This is a genomic window from Vibrio spartinae (genome assembly GCF_024347135.1).
Classification (GTDB): domain Bacteria; phylum Pseudomonadota; class Gammaproteobacteria; order Enterobacterales; family Vibrionaceae; genus Vibrio; species Vibrio spartinae.
This window is the reverse complement of record NZ_AP024907.1, coordinates 3452909-3474220: the sequence shown is the minus strand read 5'-3', so window position 1 is coordinate 3474220 and position 21312 is coordinate 3452909. Positions and strand designations below refer to the sequence as shown.

18 protein-coding genes are annotated in these 21312 nt (G+C 48.7%); all 18 read left to right on the top strand.

The features are described 5' to 3' along the window. A complete protein-coding gene (gene hyfB, locus OCU60_RS15605; protein WP_228448915.1) occupies positions 1–2034 on the top strand; it encodes a hydrogenase 4 subunit B in 2034 nt (677 codons plus the stop codon). Then, positions 2031–2987, top strand: coding sequence for a respiratory chain complex I subunit 1 family protein (locus OCU60_RS15600; protein WP_370738658.1), 957 nt, complete (start codon positions 2031–2033; stop codon positions 2985–2987). The genes hyfB and OCU60_RS15600 overlap by 4 nt, the downstream gene beginning before the upstream one ends. Before the next feature lie 11 nt (positions 2988–2998). Further along, positions 2999–4438 (top strand): hydrogenase 4 subunit D, encoded by a 1440-nt coding sequence (locus tag OCU60_RS15595; protein ID WP_074371502.1) that lies wholly within the window; start codon positions 2999–3001, stop codon positions 4436–4438. 22 nt (positions 4439–4460) lie between these two features. Then, on the top strand, positions 4461–5096 hold the full coding sequence (hyfE, locus tag OCU60_RS15590) for a hydrogenase 4 membrane subunit (RefSeq protein WP_235862135.1): 636 nt from the start codon (positions 4461–4463) through the stop codon (positions 5094–5096). Positions 5097–5100: 4 nt separating this feature from the next. Next, a complete protein-coding gene (locus OCU60_RS15585) occupies positions 5101–6705 on the top strand; it encodes a hydrogenase 4 subunit F (RefSeq protein WP_228448913.1) in 1605 nt (534 codons plus the stop codon). A gap of 12 nt (positions 6706–6717) precedes the next feature. Further along, positions 6718–8457 carry a hydrogenase large subunit gene (locus tag OCU60_RS15580; RefSeq protein WP_074371500.1) on the top strand — a complete coding sequence of 580 codons (1740 nt, stop codon included), beginning with the start codon at positions 6718–6720 and terminating at the stop codon, positions 8455–8457. Positions 8458–8464: 7 nt separating this feature from the next. Beyond that, positions 8465–9133: a formate hydrogenlyase complex iron-sulfur subunit gene (locus OCU60_RS15575; RefSeq protein ID WP_083602568.1), complete on the top strand. Its 669-nt coding sequence runs from the start codon at positions 8465–8467 to the stop codon at positions 9131–9133. Then, complete coding sequence (locus OCU60_RS15570) at positions 9130–9948, top strand: NADH-quinone oxidoreductase subunit B family protein (protein WP_074371499.1); 819 nt, start codon at positions 9130–9132, stop codon at positions 9946–9948. Before OCU60_RS15575 ends, OCU60_RS15570 begins: the two co-directional genes overlap by 4 nt. Then, positions 9935–10387, top strand: coding sequence for a formate hydrogenlyase maturation HycH family protein (locus tag OCU60_RS15565; protein ID WP_074371498.1), 453 nt, complete (start codon positions 9935–9937; stop codon positions 10385–10387). The genes OCU60_RS15570 and OCU60_RS15565 overlap by 14 nt, the downstream gene beginning before the upstream one ends. Positions 10388–10398: 11 nt before the next feature. Further along, positions 10399–10857 carry a hydrogenase maturation peptidase HycI gene (gene hycI / locus OCU60_RS15560; protein ID WP_074371525.1) on the top strand — a complete coding sequence of 153 codons (459 nt, stop codon included), beginning with the start codon at positions 10399–10401 and terminating at the stop codon, positions 10855–10857. 240 nt (positions 10858–11097) lie between these two features. Beyond that, on the top strand, positions 11098–11646 hold the full coding sequence (locus OCU60_RS15555) for a 4Fe-4S dicluster domain-containing protein (protein ID WP_074371497.1): 549 nt from the start codon (positions 11098–11100) through the stop codon (positions 11644–11646). A 43-nt stretch (positions 11647–11689) separates the two neighbouring features. Beyond that, a complete protein-coding gene (gene fdhF / locus OCU60_RS15550) occupies positions 11690–13834 on the top strand; it encodes a formate dehydrogenase subunit alpha (protein ID WP_074371524.1) in 2145 nt (714 codons plus the stop codon). A gap of 90 nt (positions 13835–13924) precedes the next feature. Continuing rightward, entirely contained in the window at positions 13925–16006 is a 2082-nt protein-coding gene (locus OCU60_RS15545) for a sigma 54-interacting transcriptional regulator (protein WP_074371496.1), read from the top strand. Positions 16007–16020: 14 nt separating this feature from the next. Continuing rightward, on the top strand, positions 16021–16848 hold the full coding sequence (gene fdhD, locus OCU60_RS15540) for a formate dehydrogenase accessory sulfurtransferase FdhD (protein WP_074371495.1): 828 nt from the start codon (positions 16021–16023) through the stop codon (positions 16846–16848). 35 nt (positions 16849–16883) lie between these two features. Further along, positions 16884–17462, top strand: coding sequence for a HupE/UreJ family protein (locus tag OCU60_RS15535; protein ID WP_074371494.1), 579 nt, complete (start codon positions 16884–16886; stop codon positions 17460–17462). Positions 17463–17550: 88 nt separating this feature from the next. Beyond that, positions 17551–19830 (top strand): carbamoyltransferase HypF, encoded by a 2280-nt coding sequence (hypF, locus tag OCU60_RS15530; RefSeq protein ID WP_074371493.1) that lies wholly within the window; start codon positions 17551–17553, stop codon positions 19828–19830. Between the two features lie 68 nt (positions 19831–19898). Then, positions 19899–20150, top strand: coding sequence for a HypC/HybG/HupF family hydrogenase formation chaperone (locus OCU60_RS15525; RefSeq protein WP_074371492.1), 252 nt, complete (start codon positions 19899–19901; stop codon positions 20148–20150). A 4-nt stretch (positions 20151–20154) separates the two neighbouring features. Then, positions 20155–21309 (top strand): hydrogenase formation protein HypD, encoded by a 1155-nt coding sequence (gene hypD / locus OCU60_RS15520; RefSeq protein ID WP_083602567.1) that lies wholly within the window; start codon positions 20155–20157, stop codon positions 21307–21309. Positions 21310–21312: the final 3 nt, after the last annotated feature.

Here is a 21312-nt window from a genome sequence, read left to right as displayed (position 1 = left end):
ATGATGAGTCCTTTATCGCTGTTGGCTTTATCGATGGGGTGTTATCTCATCGCCTGTGTTGTGGCTTTGTTTGGTAATTCTCGACGGGAATCTCTTTTTGTATCTCTTGCAAGCCTGTGTACTGCGGTTGGCGGTATCGCCGGCGTGATCAGCGCTGGGTCTGCGCTTGTCAGCCATCAGGTGTGGCAGGCACAGCTTTTTAGTCCGTTCCCTTTTGCACAACTGCTCGTACGGTTTGACGGATTAGCGGCATTTATGGTGATGGTTATTTCTCTGATTGTCATTGCTGCCTCCATATACGGCTTGCATTACATGAAAGAGTATCAGGGCAAAGGGGCATGGGGGATCAGTATTTTCCTCAATCTGTTTGTTGCATCGATGGTTGCGTTAGTTGTGGCAGATAATGCATTTTACTTCATCGTGTTCTTTGAAATGATGTCACTGGCTTCTTACTTTCTGGTGTTGGTTGAGCAGAGTGAAAAAAGTATTCGCGCTGGCTTGCAGTATTTTCTCATTGCTCATGCCGGTTCTGTACTCATCATGATTGCCTTCTTTATGCTTTACCGGGCAACCGGGACTCTCAATTTCACCGATTTTTCCCATCTGTCCTTGCCCGCGTGGGAGTCGTCAGTCATCTTCTTACTGGCATTCTTTGGCTTTGGGGCGAAAGCTGGCATGATCACGTTACATAGCTGGTTGCCTCAGGCTCACCCCGCTGCCCCTTCTCATGCATCAGCATTGATGTCCGGTGTGATGGTAAAAATTGGTGTATTCGGCATCATTAAAGTGGGGCTTGTTTTTCTGGGAGGGGCAGAAGTTTGGTGGGGATATCTGGTGCTCGCCTTTGGCGCTTTCTCCTCTGTGTTGGGGGTCATGTATGCACTGGCAGAGCATGATATCAAACGCTTGCTCGCCTATCACACCGTGGAGAATGTCGGCATTATCTTAATGGGCGTCGGTGTTGCGATGATCGGGACGGCATCCGGTCATCCGGTTCTCGCGGCTTTAGGCTTGTTGGGCGGGCTTTATCACCTGCTTAATCATGCGGTGTTCAAAGGCTTACTTTTCCTTGGTGCCGGCTCGGTCATCTCTCAGGTGCATACCAAAGATATGGAAAGCATGGGGGGGCTAGGTAAGCTGATGCCTTATACCGCGATAACTTTCTTGATTGGCACCATGGCGATCTCTGCATTACCGCCACTTAATGGTTTTGTCAGTGAATGGTTTATTTATCAGTCTTTGTTCCAGATGAGTCAGCAACACCATGTCTTCATGGTGACCGCCGGACTCGGAGCCGTTGTGATGCTGGCGATAACCGGGGCTTTGGCATGTATGTGTTTTGTGAAAGTCTATGGTATCTGTTTTACCGGAGCACCGCGGACCAAAATCGGCAGTCAGGCACGAGAAGTCGGATGGTCAATGCTGGTCGGCACCGGTTTTCTTGCTTTGCTATGTATCATTCTCGGTGTCGGCTCTCCGTGGATTTCGCCTTACATTGCTGACGTTGCCACTAACACACTGGCAATTACCCCGGTTGATGTTCAGCAGGGGATTGCCCTTCATCCGGTCTCAACCACGCAGGCCATTCTTTCGACACCGGTCATTACCATCAGTTTGATTGTCCTGTTGATTGTCCCGTTTCTGGTTTTGTCTCTGTTTAAGAGACATCGCCTCGAACGGCGTCATCAAGGTGATCCGTGGGCGTGTGGGTATGCGTATGAACAACGCATGACGGTTTCTGCGAGCGGGTTTACGCAACCCCTGCGCTATATGTTCTCACCGGTCTATCGTTTGCGGATCTCGCTCGACCCGTCTGGATGGATGAAGCGAACCTACCAGCGGGCCACGATTTCAGCTGCGGCTGTTGAGCCTGTATTTGACCGATTCTTGGTTCGACCTTGTTGTGGTGTCGCTCTGAAGCTCGGTGACTGGGTGAGAAAGCTACAGGGCGGGGATTTTCGAATCTACTGTCTCTACATTGTGATAGCACTGATTGTGTTACTTATTATTCCGTTTGAATCAGGAGTGAAATGATGCCTGAACTACATATGCCTGAGATGAGCTGGATGGTGCTTGCGTTTGGTCAGGCTTTATTCATGCTGCTTTTGACACCACTAGCCACCGGATTTTCACGTGTACTCAGAGCCAGAATTCATTCCCGACGCGGACCGGGGTTGCTACAAGATTATCGAGATATCGCCAAGTTACTGCGTCGTCAGCCAGTCGCTCCGGAGAATGCCGGTGGCATTTTCTGGGCCATGCCGTGGATTCTGATCGTCACAATGTTACTGATTGCGATGGCGTTGCCGACTTTGACGCAGGTGTCGCCATTTCCGATCTCCGGTGATGTGATCACCGATATCTATCTGCTGGCGATTTTTCGGTTCTTTTTTGCCTTAGCCGGGATTGATGCCAATAGCATGTTTGGGGGGATCGGTAGCAGTCGCGAGCTCACATTGGGGGTTTTGGTTGAGCCGATTTTAATGCTGGCAATTTTTCTGATGGCTTTGATGGTGGGGTCGACCGATTTGGGGTACATCAGTCAGGGCATGTTAACGGAAAGTCTCAATCAGCCGATTCCTGTGATTCTGGCAGGAGTCGCCTGTGCTTTTGCCGTGTTTATCGAAATGGGAAAACTACCGTTTGATGCTGCCGAAGCTGAACAGGAACTGCAAGAAGGGCCGGTGACTGAATATTCCGGTTCGGGATTAGCGATGGTGAAGCTGGGACTGGGGCTGAAACAACTGGTTGTTGCTCAGCTATTCTTGGCGATTTTCTTTCCATGGGGAAAGGCTGCTGAACTGACTTTGACTGCTGTGGTGATTGCGGGCGTGATTCTGTTGCTCAAGCTCATTGTGGTGTTCTTTCTGGCAGCATTGGTTGAAAACAGTATGGCACGTGTCCGTTTTCTGAATACTCATCGGCTGACTTGGTCTGCCTTTGCTTGTGCGGTTTTAGCACTCGCATTTTATATCATTCGATTGTGAGGTATTAAACGATGGAAATCATTGGATTACTCACTATTGGACTTCCTTTTTTGGGGGCAATACTCATCTTGTTTGCCTCTGAGCAGTCTGCAAAGTGGATCTGTCAGTTTTTTGCAGTATTGGCGACATTGGGAACATGGGGATTGTCTTATCTCTTTTTCTCGACAGGTGGCGAAGCGCTTTCGGTGCCGCTGTTGCATGTAGGACATGTCCTGATTTTTGGTCTGGTTTTCGATAAAGTCAGCACTCTGATTGCTGTTGCAGTTGTCGGATTAGGGTTGATTGTTGCAGTTTATTCTCTGGGATATATGAGTGCCAGAAACAAAGAACACGCGCAACATGGCGCGAAACGATATTATGTGTTTCTGCTGATCTTTATCGGTGCGATGGCTGGGCTGGTCTTCTCTTCAACAATTCTGGGACAATTGCTGTTCTTTGAAATTACCGGGGCTTGTTCTTGGTCTCTGATCGGATATTACCAAACACCACTGGCGTTTCGTTCGGCACTGAAAGCCCTGATTGTCACTCATGTTGCTTCATTGGGGTTATTCATCGCTGCGGCGACCCTGTTTGTTCAGGCAGGGACGTTTGAACTGACCGCAATTGCAGGGCTGAACCCGATTGCCAAAATGGTGGTGTTGTTTGGCATCATGTTTGCTGCGTGGGGGAAATCGGCGCAACTACCGATGCATATGTGGCTTCCTGACGCAATGAATGCACCGACGCCTATCAGTGCTTATTTACATGCAGCTTCGATGGTTAAAGTTGGTGTTTACATTTTTGCCCGTAGCATTCTGTCTGCCGGTACGATTCCTGAAGTCGTGGGGATTGTCGGGATCATCGGGGCAATGATCACCATGATCTACGGTTTTCTGATGTATTTGCCGCAGAAAGATATGAAGCGGCTGTTGGCTTATTCGACGATCACCCAGTTGGCGTATATTTTTCTGGCGCTTTCGATGGCAGCGATGGGATCATCTCTGGCACTGGACAGTGGTGTTGCTTACATCTTCAACCATGCCTTTGCCAAATGTCTGTTCTTCTTTGTTGCTGGTTCATTCAGCTATGCCTGCGGGACCCGAATGCTGCCTCAACTGAAAGGGGTTATTCGCAAATCACCGTTATTAGGTGTTGCGTTCTGTATTGCTGCCATGGCAATTGCAGGGGTTCCGCCACTGAATGGCTTCTTCAGTAAATTTCCGTTGTTTGAAGCGGGATTCCATCTTTCTGCGACTCATGCTTGGCTGACTCCGCTTTTGATTCTGGCGCTGGTTGAATCCATCGCGACATTTGGCTGGCTGCTGTATTGGTTTGGCCGCACCATTATCGGTGAGCCTTCTGAAGCGGTTGAGCGAATGTCTCCCTTACCCAGTTCAATGAAAATAACGTTAGTCGTATTAATTGCAATGTCGGTGCTATCGAGTGTGATTGCTTCAACATGGCTTCAATAGGAGATGCATAATGGATGATCTCATGATGAATAATCTTGCTGGATTGTTAGTCATCACGTCCTATTTTGTGGTGATTGCCCGTCAGGCTAGAACTGCGTCTTGGCTGTATGCCTGTCAGTCTTTGGTGTTGGTACTGCTCTTTGTGGTCATTGCTGACCATTATGACGCGAGTGATTTGTACCTTTGGTCGATGACCGCTTTTATTTCGAAAGTAGTTTTGTTACCGACAATTTTATATATCCAATTAGGAAAAATGCGGGATGCAGCGGCGGAAAAGGCCATGTTTCATCCGGCGTTGATTGCGGTCTTCGTTGCCGTGATTAGTCTGGTTTGTCTCTATATCATCCAGCCCGTGGCACTGCCGATGGTTGAAACGCTCAAACCTGCCCTCGCTGTATCGCTGGCGCATTTCTTGATTGGGCTGCTTTGTATTATCACGCAAAGAAACATTCTGAAGCAGTTGTTCGGCTATTGCCTGATGGAGAATGGCTCATCGCTGATGTTAGCGCTGGTTGCACATCGCGCGCCTCACTTATTGGAAATCGGTATCACCATTGACGCGATCTTTGCGGTGATGGTGATGGTGATTCTGGCTCGGTTAATTTTTCGCAGACTCAATACGTTGGATGTGAAACAACTGACTGTATTGAAAGGGTAATTGTATGATGTCAATGAATAATCTATTTCCGTTCTTGCTTGGCATTCCCTTGATCGCAGCAATGATTGCTTTTGTTTGTATTGCTCTGCGAGACCAATTCCGGCACTTATCTATGGTGGTTCACCTTGTCAGTGTTGTGGCAACCTGGGGCATCAGTTGGGGGATGGCCGCTGAAGTGTTTGAGCATGGTGCGATTTTCTCTGCCGGGAATTGGTTGATGCTCGATGGACTATCCGCGCTGTTCCTTGCGGTGCTCGGGCTGGTGGCATTGTGTACGGGGATTCACTCGATCGGTTATATCGGGCATGAGCATCAACACGGTGAATTGTCAGGTAAGCAAGTCTCGCTGTTTTACGGGCTGTTCAATCTGTTTTTGGCGACCATGCTGGTTGCTTTAACTGCTAACAATATCATGATGATGTGGGTCGCGATTGAAGCTACCACCGTGAGTTCCGTCTTTCTGGTTGGTTTGTATTATCAGCGCTCATCACTGGAAGCGGCTTGGAAATACATCATGTTGTGTAGTGTCGGGGTTGCGTTTGGCTTATTTGGCACCGTAATGACCTATGCCAATGCCGTTGCTGTATTCGATGCACCGGAGCAAGCGTTGCTATGGACGACACTACGGGATCACGCGCATTTACTTGATCCGCGCCTGATGCAAATTGCCTTTATCTTTATCGTCATTGGTTTTGGGACCAAAACCGGTTTATTTCCCATGCACACTTGGTTGCCGGATGCGCACTCAGAAGCGCCCAGCCCGGTTTCCGGATTACTTTCGGCAGGGTTGTTAAACTGCGCACTGCTGATCATTCTGCGTCACTTTGCCATCAGTTCTATCGTGCTGGGCAGTGATTTTGCCCGCTCTCTGATGCTCGGATTCGGGCTGCTCTCGGTTGGGGTTGCTGCTCTATTTATTTTGGTTCAGCAAGATATCAAGCGGTTGTTAGCCTACTCCAGTGTCGAAAATATGGGATTAATCGCCTTCGCGATTGGTCTTGGTCCGTTGGGTATTTTTGCCGCACTGCTGCATATGATGAATCACAGTCTTGGTAAAACACTGATGTTCTGCGGGGCCGGTAATATTATGCTGAAGTACGGTACCCGGGACATGAGTATCATCAAAGGCGTGGTACGGATAGCACCATGGACCGGTATTCTGTTTGGCGCCGGTGCACTCGCGCTTGGCGGTGTGCCCCCATTTAATCTCTTTGTCAGTGAATTTTTGATTATCTGTTCCGGGTTGTATGCCCAACACCCGGTGTTAATCATCATTTTACTTTTACTGTTGACGCTGGTGCTGGCTGGATTTGCCCGGATGGTCGCGGGATGCGTCATGGGAGCGGCTCCTGAGCATGTTGAAAAAGGGGAAGTGAATTATCTGACCGTGTGTCCGCTGGTGGTGCTGATTGTGTTGATGGTCGTGATGGGGACCCATATTCCGAATACGATTCTGCATGGTGTCGAGCAAGCGACACAAATTGTCATTAATCACCCCAATCAACCGCTTCTTGAAACACTCAATCTCCCTTGGCAACAAGGAATCGAACACATTTCTTCAAGCAGTGACAGTCTATCGGCTGTATCTCTGACTGAATCGATCAACTAGAGGCCTTATGACATGGACCAATTGAACAGAAATACGCAACATCAGATCGGGAAGCTCTATGTCGATGGGGTGCGTCAACATTTTCCTGCGGCAATCGAGGATGAAGCTTGGCAGGCCGACAATCAGGTGACGTTGACCGTCAAAATGACCTCGTTGGTTGAGGTGATGAAATGGCTCTACTATGACCAAGGGGGATGGTTATCGGTTTCTTTTGGTAATGATGAACGTGTATTGAACGGCTGCTTCGGTGTTTATCATGCTTTATCGATGGAAGGCGAAGTCAAAAGCTGGGTGATCGTCAAAGTCTTGGTGAATGCAAACGATCAGGAATTTATCTCGATCACCCCTGAGATCCCGGCCGCCGTGTGGGGAGAGCGCGAAATTCGCGATATGTTCGGTCTGCGCCCCATCGGTCTGCCGGATGAACGTCGTCTGGTTCTTCCTGATGACTGGCCGGAAGATTTGCACCCCTTGCGTAAAGACGCGATGGATTACCGTCAGCGTCCGCAGCCGACAACTGAGACGGAAACTTACCCGTTTATCAATGAATTGGGGAGTGATTCTGACCGCATCGTTCCTGTCGGGCCTTTGCATATCACCAGTGATGAACCCGGCCATTTTCGCTTGTTTGTTGACGGTGAAGATATTATCGATGCCGACTATCGGATGTTTTATGTTCACCGCGGTATGGAAAAGTTAGCTGAGACGCGGATGGGCTATCATGAAGTGGGTTTCCTTGCGGATCGGGTCTGTGGAATTTGTGGATTTACCCATAGCGTGGGGTATAACAATTCCGTCGAGACCGCACTGAACATTCAGGTTCCGGCGCGCGGCAAGATGATTCGGACGGTGTTGCTGGAAGTCGAACGCTTGCATAGTCATTTACTCAATATCGGTCTGTCGAGCCATTTTGTCGGGTTTGATTCCGGTTTCATGCAATTTTTCCGCGTTCGTGAAAAAACCATGGAACTCGCGGAGCTTCTGACCGGTGCCAGAAAAACCTATGGTATGAACTTGATTGGCGGGGTGCGGCGTGATTTCCTCAAAGAACAGCGCACCAAAGGGATTGCCATGATTCGTGAAGTTCGTCAGTCGTTTACCGAGTTAGTCGATGTCCTGCTTTCGACCCCGAATATTGACAGTCGGATCTCAGGCGTCGGTGTGCTTGCGAAAGACATTGCCCGTGATTTTAGTCCGGTTGGTCCTTTGGTGCGCGGGAGTGGGTTTGCCCGGGACGCCCGGATTGTACACGGCCAGTCGCTGGAATCTTATGGTCAGGTACCGCTTGATTTACACCACTTTGACAGTGGTGATGTGCAGGCGCGTCTCCTGATTCGAATTCGTGAAGTATTCGACTCACTCAATATTGCTGAATTTGGTTTAGATCATCTCCCCGAGGGGGCTATCTTGACTGAAGACTTTCAGTATGTTCCTCATCGGTTTGCTTTGGGATATACCGAGGCCCCACGCGGTGAAAATATCCACTGGAGCATGACGGGGGATAATCAGAAGCTCTTCCGCTGGCGCTGTCGGGCAGCGACTTATGCCAACTGGCCGACGTTGCGTTATATGCTGCGGGGCAATACGGTTGCCGATGCCCCCTTGATTATCGGGAGCCTTGATCCCTGTTACTCCTGTACGGATCGCGTCACCATCATTGATACCAAGAAAAAACGGTCTCAGACCGTGCCTTATAAAACGATTGAGCAGTACAGCATCAATCGGAAAAACTCACCCCTGAAATCAATGTGAGGTTGTGATGTTAAAGCTACTCAAAACCGTTTTAAAAACAGGAGATGCCACGGCCAAGTATCCGTTTGCGCCGTATGAAGTCACCACCGATTTTCGGGGCAAACCAGAACTGGACGCCGCGCAGTGTATTGCGTGTGGTGCTTGCATGAGGGCCTGTCCTGCCAATGCGTTAGTGATGGAGACCGATGAACAGAAGGGCACCCGTCGCTGGGAGCTTTCACTGGCGCGTTGTATCTACTGCGGACGCTGCGAAGAAGTATGCCCGACTCATGCGCTGGTCTTGTCACAACAGTTTGAACTGGCTGTGACCAACAAAGCAGATTTGTATGAACAGGCCGAGTTCGAGCTGGTCAATTGCAGAGAATGTGATCGCCCTTTCATCGCTAAAAAATTATTCGATTATGTTATGGAGACGCTTCAGCACGCTGGGTTGAGTGGTGAGTCGTTGGAAATGCGTCGTCATCAGTTGGAAAGTTGTCCTGAATGTCGGCGTCAGGCCAATATGCTGGATGGGCAGAACTTAGCATGTCACCGCTACGTCACTGCAGAGCCGATACCGGTTAAGCATATACCTGCAACTCATCAGTCTGATCCCAGTACGCCAGAGAACGGTTGTTCTGCGAACCACATGCCCAACATCAATCCCGCCGATATGAGTCGTGAGGAGGTACAGTGAAAGGTATTCAGCAATTATCGGGTGTTCATCATACGCAGACACAGCCTGTTGAAGTTACCCCTGAACATCAAGCATTAAAGCAAACACTTTTGCAACAGATCAAACGGTCAGCCTATGTTTATCGGGTGGACTGTGGGGGATGTAATGGGTGTGAAATTGAAATTTTTGCAGCCACGACACCCGTTTATGATACCGAACGATTCGGGATCAAGGTGGTTGCCAGCCCTCGTCATGCCGATATCTTACTCTTTACCGGTGCAGTCACACGGGCAATGCGTGCGCCTGCGTTACGGGCCTATGAAGCCGCCCCCGATCCGAAGATTGTCGTGTCGTATGGCGCATGTGGCTGTGATGGCGGTATTTTTCATGACCTCTATTGTGTCTGGGGCGGAACAGACAAAATTGTGCCGGTTGACGTTTATATTCCCGGTTGCCCCCCGACACCTGCTGCTACGCTTTATGGATTCGCGGTCGCTTTAGGGTTACTTGAGCAAAAAATGCATGCCAAAACGCATGATGCGGAGGCGGAACCTGCCAGCTTGAGTCATACCGGTATTCCACAGGATATCCGGGTCATGCTCGAAAGAGAGGCGCGTTTATTGGCCGGTTATCGTCAGGGAAATCGTATTGCAGATGAGCTGATGTCTGTGCTGGAAGGGTGTCATGCCGATAATGTGGATGCGCAGATTCAAGCCTATATTCATCAGCATAACGATCCGCGTTTGACCGAGATTGTTGAAACGCTCATGCGTTCGGTGATGAAACAGCTTGTTGGTGATGAGCTTAAAGGAGGTCCTTGTCATGGTTGTGGCTGATATGCAAACCGAAATGCATTCAAGACACTTAAAGGAGCGAGTACGCTTTTATCGGTTAACGCGCAAGTTTGTTGATGAAAAAGAAGTGCCTAAAGAAGCGCAACAGATCATGTACTACAGTCTGGCGATTGGACATCACCTTGGCATTGTGGATTGCCTTCAGTCAGAGATGGATTGTCACGGTGAAGAATATTTGGCGTGGATTGAGGGATTACCGCAAGACAGCGAAGCATACCGGAAGATGGCCGGTTTTCTCAAATTCGGAGAGATCACGATCTTTCCCGAGCATATTCATGTGCTGGCGCTGGCATTCCAGCAAATCAGCCCCGCGACACAGTCTGAGACATCACAGCGTTTGACCGCAGGATTGATCGAGATTCTCAATGCCATTCATCGAGAGCCGACGATGTATTTGATGATTCGAGGAACGGTGCAATGAGCAGACAGATTATGAGCAGACAAATATTGTTGACGGTCGGGAACACCATGATGGGCGACGACGGCGCCGGCCCCTTGCTGGCCAAGCGTTGTCTGGAACAACCGATAGACCGTTGGGAAGTGTTAGAAGGCGGCACGATGCCAGAAGATACATTGCATCGGATTCGTCATATCAAGCCTGAGCGCGTGTTGGTCGTTGATGCGGCAGATTTCGGTGAAAAGGCGGGGGAGATTCGCATCATTGATCCCGACACGATTGCTGAGATGTTTATGGTGTCCACCCATAGCTTACCGCTGAACTTTTTAATCGATGAGCTGAAAACCTTTGTGCCTCATGTCACGTTTATCGGTATTCAGCCAGCCATTGTGGCATTTGCGGCACCAATGACCGACATGGTCAAAGACGCCGTCGATACAATTTATCAATCTTTGCCCAAATGGCATGACGACATGGATTTTGGGCATTGTTAGTACGAATCGACAAAAGTGTCGAAGTTCGACACTTTTGTCATTAAGCAATCGGGTCAAGTGGAAAGCTGAGCTTCCTGATTGGATTTGTTTTTTTATTTGTCACTTATTTTTTCTTATAAATCATTGAATTAAATGATTTCAAATAGTAACTCCCGGATTGGCACGTCTTGTGCCTGTAATGATTAACCACCCCCCAGAGTCTGAAGATACTCTGTTGTATTGACACAAAAAGGATACAGCATGAATCGATTTGTTTTTGCTGACGCCAATAAGTGTATTGGTTGTCGAACCTGTGAGATTGCATGTGCGGTCGCTCATCAGGATGAGTCATCGGGTACTTTGAATGGAACCGAGGAATTTGCGCCACGCTTACAACTGGTGAAAAATGCAGAAGTTTCCGTTCCTGTGATGTGTCGTCAGTGTGACGATGCCCCATGTGCGCAAGTTTGTCCTAATCATGCCATTGTTCATGAAGATGGTTATGTGAAGGTGATTCAGTCCCGTTGTATTGGCTGTAAGACCTGTGTGATTGCCTGTCCGTATGGCGCGATGAGTGTCATGACCCGAATGAAAGATACGGTGTCTGAACATGCCGCGCTTTTCCAAAAACAAGTGCCTCAGTCCCAAGCGCTGAAGTGTGATCTGTGTTCACAGCGAGAAGAAGGACCTGCTTGTGTTGAGGTTTGTCCAACAGAGGCCATTCGTTTGATTGCACCTGAGTCACTGCAACAAACCAGCCAACAGAAACGAGAAGCGGCAGCGAGTCAGGCTTCTGTTATTTCGGCTTGAAGCAGCACGAGAATGGAACATTGGGGATAGTGAGAGAATTATGATCGAAAAAAAATTAGTCGTGTGCCCTTATTGTGGTACAGGATGTAAGTTAAACCTACTGGTTGAAAACGATAAGGTGGTTGGTGCTGAGCCTGCAAATGGCAGAACGAATGAAGGCCAACTGTGTTTAAAAGGATACTATGGGTGGGATTTCTTAAATGACACCCAACTGCTGACGCCACGTTTGAAACAGCCAATGATTCGTCGCACCAAAAGTGACAAGCTTGAAGCGGTTTCTTGGGATGAAGCATTGGATTTTGCGGCAGAGAAGTTGTTGGCAATCAAGCAGCAATATGGTCCCGACGCGATTATGACCACAGGTTCAGCCCGGGGGCCGGGAAATGAATCCAATTATGTGATGCAAAAATTAGCCCGGGCGGTGATTGGCACGAATAACGTTGACCACTGCGCAAGGGTTTGTCATGCCCCTTCAGTTGCCGGTTTGGAATCTGTCGTGGGAAATGGGGCGATGAGTAATGCCATTCCTGAAATTGAAGAAGCCAAATGCTTGCTGATCTTTGGTTACAACGTTGCCGACTCTCATCCCGTGATTGCGAGACGTATTTTTAAAGCGCGTGACAACGGTGCAAAAGTCATTGTCTGTGATCCACGGAAAATTGAATCTGTTCGAGTTGCTGATCAATGGTTAGCACTCAAAAATGGCTCCAATATGGCGGTTGTCAATGCGTTGGCTTATACGCTGATTGATGAAAATCTCTATGATCAATCTTATGTGCAAAATTATACCGAAGGATTTGATGAGTTCCGTCAGATCGTCATGGATTATGCGCCTGAAAAAGTCGAGCATCTGACCGGACTGAAAGCGACTGAAGTTCGGCAAGCTGCCCGGACTTATGCTAAGTCTTCCGGTGCAATGATTTTATGGGGCATGGGGGTCACCCAGTTCGGTCAGGCGGTTGATGTGGTACGCGGTTTGGCTGGTTTGGCGTTAATGACGGGCAACTTTGGCCGCCGTGGCGTGGGTTGTGGTCCGGTTCGGGGCCAGAACAATGTGCAGGGAACCTGTGATTTAGGGATGTTACCGCATCAATTTCCGGGGTATCAGTCGGTCACTGACGATCAGATTCGTGAGAAATTTGAACAGGCTTGGGGCGTGACCTTATCAGCAAAACCTGGCTATCGTATGACTGATATCGGTCATAAAGTTGCTGATGGTTCTTGTAAAGCATTCTATATATTTGGTGAGGATCCTGCGCAGACCGAAGCTGATCTGAATGCGATGCGCGAGACCATGCGTCAGTTAGACCTCGTCATTGTTCAAGATATCTTCATGACCAAAACCGCTGAAATGGCTGACATTATCTTCCCATCGACCAGCTGGGGTGAACATGAAGGTGTGTATACCAGTGCTGACCGGGGATTCCAGCGTTTCTACAAAGCGGTCACGCCGCCTGAAGGCGTGAAACCTGACTGGGAGATCTTCAGTCTGTTAGCCACGCGCATGGGCTACCCGATGCAGTATCAAAATACGCAAGAAATCTGGGATGAAATGCGGGTACTGGCACCATTATTTGCCGGTGTGACCTACGAGAAAATGGAAGGGCTGAAATCTGTGATGTGGCCTTGTCCGACGGAAGATCACCCCGGAACCTCATTCCTGTTTGAGGGCAATAAGTTTGCGACCCCATCAGGCAAAGGGAAGTTCATCGGCGCGCCTTGGCGTCCACCGTTGGAACAAACAGATGCGGAGTATCCTTTAGTTCTCTCTACCGTTCGTGAGATCGGTCATTATTCATGTCGTTCGATGACGGGGAATTGCAAAGCACTTTCAACGTTGGCTGATGAACCGGGATATGTACAGATGAATCCACTGGATGCGAAGCAGCGGGGCATCGCTGATCAGCAGTTAGTGTGGGTTTCTTCTCGGCGAGGCAAAGTGATTACGCGTGCCAATATCTCAGAACGGGTCAATGTTGGTGCGGTTTACATGACTTATCAATGGTGGATTGGTGCATGTAATGAGCTGACGATTGAACATGTCGATCCGATTTCGAGTACACCTGAATTCAAGTATTGTGCAGTCAAGGTTGAATCGATTGAGGATCAGACATGGGCAGAAAACCATGTTCAGTCTGAATATAGTCAAATGAAAGCGCGGCTCAAATCACATGTTGCATATGCGTAATTAGATCAATATGGGCTCTTTATGTATGTGTACAATGTTCTGTATGTATTCATCTGGTGTAAAGAGCCTTTGATTGAGTTGTGACTGATTATGAATAGAATTGCTCAAGAGTTGATGAACTTTTCACAAGCCATGCTATCGATCCACGATATGTCTGACTTATTGAAATTTCTAAATGAAGATGAATGTTCATTTCTGCAAGTCGAGCGGATGAATATAATCCTGCATCGAGAAGTTTCTGATGAATTGCTCCTTTACTATGTTGATAGCGATCGGCAAGTTCAGCATGAGACATTTCATCCGCAAGAGATTGGTTTATATCATCAGTCTTATGATGATGGCGTCTATGAACTCGATCGTGATGGCTTTGCTTATTACTATCCCCATTTCGCTGATCATCCGGCTTACCGGGACATCGACCATTATTGCAAAATGCCGCTGAACACGGTCAGTCAGCAATTGGGAGTGATTGAATTCATCAATCCTAAGCTGAGTCATATGGAAGATGGCGAAAAGCAGTTTCGCATGGTCAGTAGTATTCTCGTCTCTTTCATTGCGCATGTTGTTGAGCATGAATTAGCGTCAAATATGGCTCAGCAGCTGAGCCATGAGCGAGATAACTATCATATTCTGGTGGACGTCACGAATGCGGTTATCAGCCAAAATAGTAAAGAAACATTGCTCAATTCTTTGCTCCGTTGTCTGAACCAACATTTTGCGATGCATCATTTAGCACTGATTGAACCTTATCAAGGGCATTACATACAGTACACCAGTGATCTGATTCAGGGCGACATTCATCATCATTGCCATTTTTTTAGTGATGACAGTGCGTTTCAGAACACGAAAGATCCTTATTCTCCTGTATTAATTCAGGGCGATGATTTAAGGCCATTATTTTTTCAGAAGAATGCAATTGAGTTTGCAGAAGATATCGAACAACTGATCGTGATTCCCATGGTATTCCGTACCAATCGTGTCGGATACATTGTCTATATGCTGCATAAGAAAGATCAAAATGTGGCACGCGATCTCGACTTGCTTCAGCAAATGGCTGCGCGGGTCGCGATGGCCATGCATAGCTTAAGTGTGCATGAGACGCATACGAAAGTGCTGCCTAAAAGTGAATACATTGCGATTGAGTCAAAAGATGAGAAGCAGCGTATTTTTGACGATATTATCAGTCAGAGTGAGGCGATGAACCGAGTGCTTGATCAGGTTGCGATGGTGGCTGATTGTGATAGTACGGTTTTGATTCTGGGTGAGACCGGGACGGGCAAAGAACTGGTTGCCCGGGCGATTCATAAGATGAGTCGGCGTAGCCAAAAACGGATGGTGAAAATGAACTGTGCCGCGGTGCCGGAAGGTTTATTTGAGAGTGAGCTTTTCGGCCATGAGCGTGGTGCGTTTACCGGGGCTGTACATCAGCGGGTAGGACGTTTTGAGCAGGCGCATCAAGGGACGCTGTTTTTAGATGAAATCGGTGATATGCCGTTGGCGTTACAACCGAAGTTGTTGCGGGTGTTGCAGGAAAATGAAATTGAGCGGGTTGGGAAAAACCAGTTGATTCAGGTTGATGTGCGGATCGTGGTTGCAACCAATGCCGATTTACTCTCTATGGCTCAGGAAAAAACGTTTCGCAATGACCTGTATTATCGGTTGAATATTTTTCCGATAGAAATCCCGCCGCTGCGTCAGCGGCCGGAAGATATCCCCTTATTGGTGAAGCATTTTACTCGGGTGATTGCCAAGCAAATGGGGAAACATATTACCGCGATCACCAATGAAACGATGCGAGCACTGACCGCGTTTTCTTGGCCGGGTAATGTCAGACAGTTACGTAACTTTATTGAGCGATCCGTGATTTTAACGCGCGGTGATGTGCTGAATGTTCCACTGGACGAGTTAGTGAAATTAGGTTTGGAAGTTCCGAAAGCTGAACCGCAGCAACAGGAGCATGTCTCGGCGGCTCATCAAGAGAAAACCGATACGATTGAAATAAATCGTGATACGGTGATTCAAGCGCTGAAAGAAAGTAATGGTATTGTCGCTGGCGCGCGTGGTGCGGCTGCAAAGCTTGGTTTAAAAAGGACCACATTACTGTCACGAATGCAACGGATGGGGATTAGCAGCAAGGACTATTTGCCTGAGACTGAATCAACCTCGTCATGAATCAGGATTGACCTATGAATGAATCTTTCACGGTACAGAATATTGATTCTGTCAGTCATAAAAAAATTGTTCGTTATCGGCAGGATCGTCAGTGCCATCTGGTTGATGATACGCTGATTCAGGAAGTGCCGGTCGCTTTGGAATATAACGGAGTCGCTTACACCGTTATGATGTGTACCCCCAGAGATCTGGATATGTTTGCTGTTGGTTTTTCGCTGACAGAAGGCATCATTGACCATGATCGTGATATTCATGATATCAATATTCAGATGAGTGCTGATGGCATCACGCTCTCGATCGATATTGCCAATCGCTGTATCGGTCGTCTTCAGGAAAAACGGCGTACGATGGCGGGAATGACCGGATGCGGTCTTTGTGGTACGGACCAATTGACTCATGTTTGTCGTGTACAGACACCACTGGAAAGCCATACAACATTTCATTTGCAGAAATTGGATGATGCTTTAGATCGTTTGAAACAGAGCCAACAACTGAATCAACTGACCGGCTCCTGTCATGCGGCGGCTTATATGAATACACACGGTGAGTTGGAAGCATCATTTGAAGATGTCGGACGGCATATTGCGCTCGATAAATTAATCGGGTGGGTTACCAGGCATCATAAACAAAAAGGGGTGGTATTGGTCACGAGCCGAGCCAGCTTTGAAATGGTGCAAAAAGCCGCAGCCGGCGGGGTTGAGATTTTATGTGCTATCTCTGCCGCGACTGATATGGCGGTTGATTTAGCGGAGCGTCTCAATGTCACGTTGTGTGGTTATTGCCGTCCGGGACAAGCCAATATTTATACGCACGCAGAAAGGATTCTCGGGTTGAATCAATAGTTGGGAATATATTTAGTCTTAGATAAGAGATAAACATGAAAATAAAGAATTTACTCCTCGGGTTACTGGTTTTGTTTTCTCCATTGGCATTCGCACACTCCGGTCATGGGGGAGATCATGGTTTTGAAAGTGGCATCTTGCATCCACTGACTGGTGTCGATCATCTTAGTGTGATGATCAGTGTTGGTATCTTGGCGGCTTTATTTGGGGGAAGAAGTCGTTGGCAGATGCCGCTTTCTTTCATCTTATTGATGATTGTTGGTGGCATTTTAGGGGTGTCTGGTTTGGTCATACCAAGCGTCGAACTGTATATCGGGCTCAGTGTGGTTGTGATGGGCATTTTGCTTTGGCGTAGTGTGCAGGTTTCTCATCAGTTGGTCACGGTTTTAGTCATGGCATTTGCGGTATTTCATGGCATGGCACACGGTGCCGAGATGCCGTTCAACAGCCATGCATTGGCTTATTTCAGTGGCTTTGTGCTTTCTACTTTTGTGTTACATATGACGGGGATCGTACTTGGCAGCGCTGTTTTGCGTTTTTCAGCCAGCGGCCGCTTGGTCAAAGTGCTCGGTGCGATTGTTGCCATGCTGGGTGGTTCGTTTCTACTCTCTTGAGTGAGCAAGTATTTTATTCTGTGAGAATGTGTTTTCAGTGAGCGCGCTTTGCGCTCGCGTGTCTTCTGTTCTCAGGGCTGGTTGCGCCATGAATGAACGATATTTTATTTGTGTCTCCGGTGTTGTTCAAGGGGTCGGTTTCCGCCCCTTTGTCTATCAACTTGCGGTTCAGCATCATTTATCCGGCTGGGTGATGAATAGCTCTGCAGGCGTCAAAATTGACGTTCAGGGACGCAAAGAGGCACTTGATCTGTTTGTGCGGGCGCTGCATGAACGCCCGCCCCGGCTTGCCCGGGTTGATGAGGTTGTCTGTTCGCGCCAACATTTGGGGCGCACACAAGGATTTACCATTCATTCGAGTCAGCATGAGACACATGTCGCTGTCAGTGTTGCTCCGGATCAATCGATCTGTCCTGAGTGTTTGTCTGAAATGAATGATGAAGACTCTCCTTATTATCATTATCCATTTATCAACTGTACCCATTGTGGTCCCAGATATTCGATTATTGAGCAACTGCCTTATGATCGGGCAAACACCTCAATGAAAGCATTTGATTTCTGCCCGTCATGTTTACAGGCTTATCAAGAGCCGGTCAATCGACGTTATCATGCGCAGCCTACCAGTTGTCACCATTGTGGACCGAGGGTTTCTCTGCGTTATGCGCAGCGTGCTCAGGCCACCCGGTATGATGAGGTATTTGAACATGCTGCCGAGATACTCAGCCGTGGTGGTGTCATTGCCGTGAAAGGCGTTGGGGGCTTTCATCTGGTTGGTGATGCAACCTTATCAGCAAGTGTCATGAAATTGCGCCAAATGAAGCACCGGCAGCGTAAACCTTTTGCTGTCATGGTCGATTGTGTTGAAACCGCGATGCAATATGTCACTGGGGAATCAGCTGAATGGCAGGCATTGACCGCCAGTGCAGCCCCGATAGTGCTGATGAAGCGTCGCCCTCATCCACAGCTTGTCCCAGACGTCTCGTGCGACAGTCCTTATTTGGGCGTGATGCTCCCTTATACCCCGTTACATCATCTGCTATTTGAGCACTATCGTCACTACCGGCGTGAGCCGATTCTCGTCATGACCAGCGGTAATCTTTCCGGGATGCCATTAGTGACTGACTGCGATGACATGTTGTGCCTGTTTGGCGAGGCTTTAGATGGCGTGTTGGATCATAACCGGCCGATTGCCAATCCCTGTGACGATAGCATTGTCCATCAGGCCGGTCACGCCATTCGGGTGCTGCGGATGGCAAGAGGTTACGCACCATTCAGCCATCACAGTGATTATCAGGGGGCGCCTGTTTTGGCCATGGGCGCTCAGCAGAAATCGACGATTGCCATGGCTGTATCCGGACAGTCAATCGTGTCGCCCTATATCGGTGATCTGGATGATCTGGATACACAACAACGGTATGAAAAGACGATTTCGTTATTGCAACATCTATATCAATGTCAACCTTCACAGTGGATTTGTGATTATCATCCGGGATATTTTTCGACCCAGTCCGCTAAAGCACAATCAGGCCGTCTTTTACAGGTACAACATCATCACGCCCACATTCTGGCTGTGATGGCGGAATATCAGTTAACCGGCCCCGTATTAGGGGTTGCATTTGACGGCACCGGAATGGGGAATGATGACACGGTTTGGGGTGGGGAAGTTCTGCTGGCGGATACCCAAGGCTATCAGCGTTGTGGTCATTTAAGACCGTTTCGCTTGATTGGCGGAGAGCAGGCCATTCGTGAGCCCGCCCGGATTCTTCTGGCGATGCTCCTTGAATGTTATTCGCTGCAAGACATTCAGTCACTGGCACATCCGGCCTTTCAATCGTGGCATGAACATGACTTTTTCAACCTTCATCAACTGTGGCTGTCCGGTCAACACTCACCACTGTGTACTTCTGTCGGGCGACTGTTCGATGCGTGGGCCTGTTTAGGGGCATTGCTGGGGCGGCCTGATTTTGACGGCGAAAGTGGTTTACTGGTGGAATCCGCAGCAATGACAGCCGGGCACGCTGATACGCCGTGGGAGATGAACTGGGAAGACGGGGCCTCGGTATTGGATTGGCAACCGCTGTTGATTCGGGGGATTGAATCGAAAATTTGGCTGAGCCAAGAGGCGGTTTCTGGCGCTTGTCGGGGGTTGATTGAAGCATTAGCCGATGCGATTCAGCAGATGGCTCGTCGTTATCCATCACTGCCGGTGATTGTCAGCGGTGGCGTTTTTCAGAATCGATTGTTGATGGATGTCTTGTGGCACAACTGGGATGAGAGCAAACAGCCGATATATAGCGGCAAGATGGTTCCAGTCAATGATAGCGGTATTGCGATGGGACAGCTCTGGTATGGCATTCACCAGTGCTGAGTAATCAAGAATTATCCGATCAGGCAGCCCTTGTGACTGATTGGTCGGACAGCAGAGAGTAATGAGTGATGTGTTTATGTATTCCCGCGAGTGTTGTCAGTGTCGATCAAGAACAGATGACCGCTGTCGTCGATACATTAGGGGTTGCGCGAGAGGTTAGTACTCACTTGATATCAGAACCAATTCAGGTTGGTGAACACTTACTGATTCATGTGGGATTTGCGATCAGTAAAATTGATCAGCAAGAAGCAAAGGAAAGTCTGCAAACCTATCACGAACTGATCAGTCAGGTTGGTTCTGATGACATGTGGCTAGGGTAAAGCGATGAATGACGAGATAACCGTGATAGATTCGGCTCGGACTTTGTATCAGGGCTTTCGGCAACCGGCAGTGATTCGCGCTTTGGCGGAACAGATTCGACATAAAGCGCGTGATTTACCGGAGCCGCTCTACATGATGGAGGTGTGTGGCGGGCACACGCACACCATTATGAAATATGGTATTCAGCAATTATTGCCCGAGAATTTACATTTTGTGCATGGACCGGGGTGTCCGGTCTGTATCATGCCGAAAGAACGGATTGATCATGCCATTATACTGGCGCAAACCGAAGGGGTTATTCTGGTGACCTTAGGCGATATGATTCGGGTTCCGGGCTCTCGTCTGTCTTTGGCGGAATGCCGGGCTAATGGCGGTTCGGTTATGCCGATTTATGACCCGATGGATGTGCTTGAAATTGCGAAACAAAACCCGCAGCAGAAGGTGGTCTATTTCGCAATCGGTTTTGAAACCACAACCCCGATGACCGCAGTTTTAGTGCAACAAGCACGACGTCTACAACTGACCAATCTCTGTTTTCATATTAATCATGTACTGGTGCCTCCAGCAATGAATGCGGTCATGGCGGATTCACTCACTCGAGTCAATGCATTTCTCGGCCCATCCCATGTCAGCGTGATCACCGGTGCAAAAATTTATCAACCGATCGTCGAGCATTACCACATCCCGGTGGTGGTGGCCGGATTTGAGCCGGTTGATGTTTTGGAATCGGTACTGATGCTGGTGGAACTCGCGTTGGGTGGTCAGCCGGCGTTGCAGACGCAATATACACGAGCGGTTTCATTTGAGGGAAATGCGGTTGCTCAGGCATGTATCGCAGATATTTTCGACATCCGGGCTGCATTCAACTGGCGTGGGTTGGGGAATATTCCGCAGTCGGCCTTGAAGCTCCGGGCACAATATGCGGACATGGATGCGGAAGTGTTATTTGCATCGCTGCTACCACAAGACCCGGTGCCGGATCACAAAGCGTGCCGCTGTGGGGATATTTTACGCGGGCTTGCCAGTCCGACGGATTGCAAAGTCTTTGGTAAAGCCTGTCAACCGAGTCGGCCGATGGGGAGTTGCATGGTGAGCTCTGAAGGGGCTTGTAATGCTTATTATCGCTATGCCGGTTTTCATACCGAGCCTCAGGAGTAATCA

Coding starts and splice junctions, on each gene's coding strand:
- fdhD (WP_074371495.1), top strand. CDS start 16,021: ATGAATGAATCTTTCACGGTACAGAATATTGATTCTGTCAGTCATAAA.
- OCU60_RS15595 (WP_074371502.1), top strand. CDS start 2,999: ATGGAAATCATTGGATTACTCACTATTGGACTTCCTTTTTTGGGGGCA.
- hypD (WP_083602567.1), top strand. CDS start 20,155: ATGAATGACGAGATAACCGTGATAGATTCGGCTCGGACTTTGTATCAG.
- hyfB (WP_228448915.1), top strand. CDS start 1: ATGATGAGTCCTTTATCGCTGTTGGCTTTATCGATGGGGTGTTATCTC.
- hycI (WP_074371525.1), top strand. CDS start 10,399: ATGAGCAGACAAATATTGTTGACGGTCGGGAACACCATGATGGGCGAC.
- OCU60_RS15535 (WP_074371494.1), top strand. CDS start 16,884: ATGAAAATAAAGAATTTACTCCTCGGGTTACTGGTTTTGTTTTCTCCA.
- OCU60_RS15545 (WP_074371496.1), top strand. CDS start 13,925: ATGAATAGAATTGCTCAAGAGTTGATGAACTTTTCACAAGCCATGCTA.
- OCU60_RS15600 (WP_370738658.1), top strand. CDS start 2,031: ATGATGCCTGAACTACATATGCCTGAGATGAGCTGGATGGTGCTTGCG.
- OCU60_RS15525 (WP_074371492.1), top strand. CDS start 19,899: ATGTGTTTATGTATTCCCGCGAGTGTTGTCAGTGTCGATCAAGAACAG.
- OCU60_RS15585 (WP_228448913.1), top strand. CDS start 5,101: ATGATGTCAATGAATAATCTATTTCCGTTCTTGCTTGGCATTCCCTTG.
- OCU60_RS15580 (WP_074371500.1), top strand. CDS start 6,718: ATGGACCAATTGAACAGAAATACGCAACATCAGATCGGGAAGCTCTAT.
- hyfE (WP_235862135.1), top strand. CDS start 4,461: ATGATGAATAATCTTGCTGGATTGTTAGTCATCACGTCCTATTTTGTG.
- OCU60_RS15575 (WP_083602568.1), top strand. CDS start 8,465: ATGTTAAAGCTACTCAAAACCGTTTTAAAAACAGGAGATGCCACGGCC.
- OCU60_RS15555 (WP_074371497.1), top strand. CDS start 11,098: ATGAATCGATTTGTTTTTGCTGACGCCAATAAGTGTATTGGTTGTCGA.
- OCU60_RS15565 (WP_074371498.1), top strand. CDS start 9,935: ATGGTTGTGGCTGATATGCAAACCGAAATGCATTCAAGACACTTAAAG.
- hypF (WP_074371493.1), top strand. CDS start 17,551: ATGAATGAACGATATTTTATTTGTGTCTCCGGTGTTGTTCAAGGGGTC.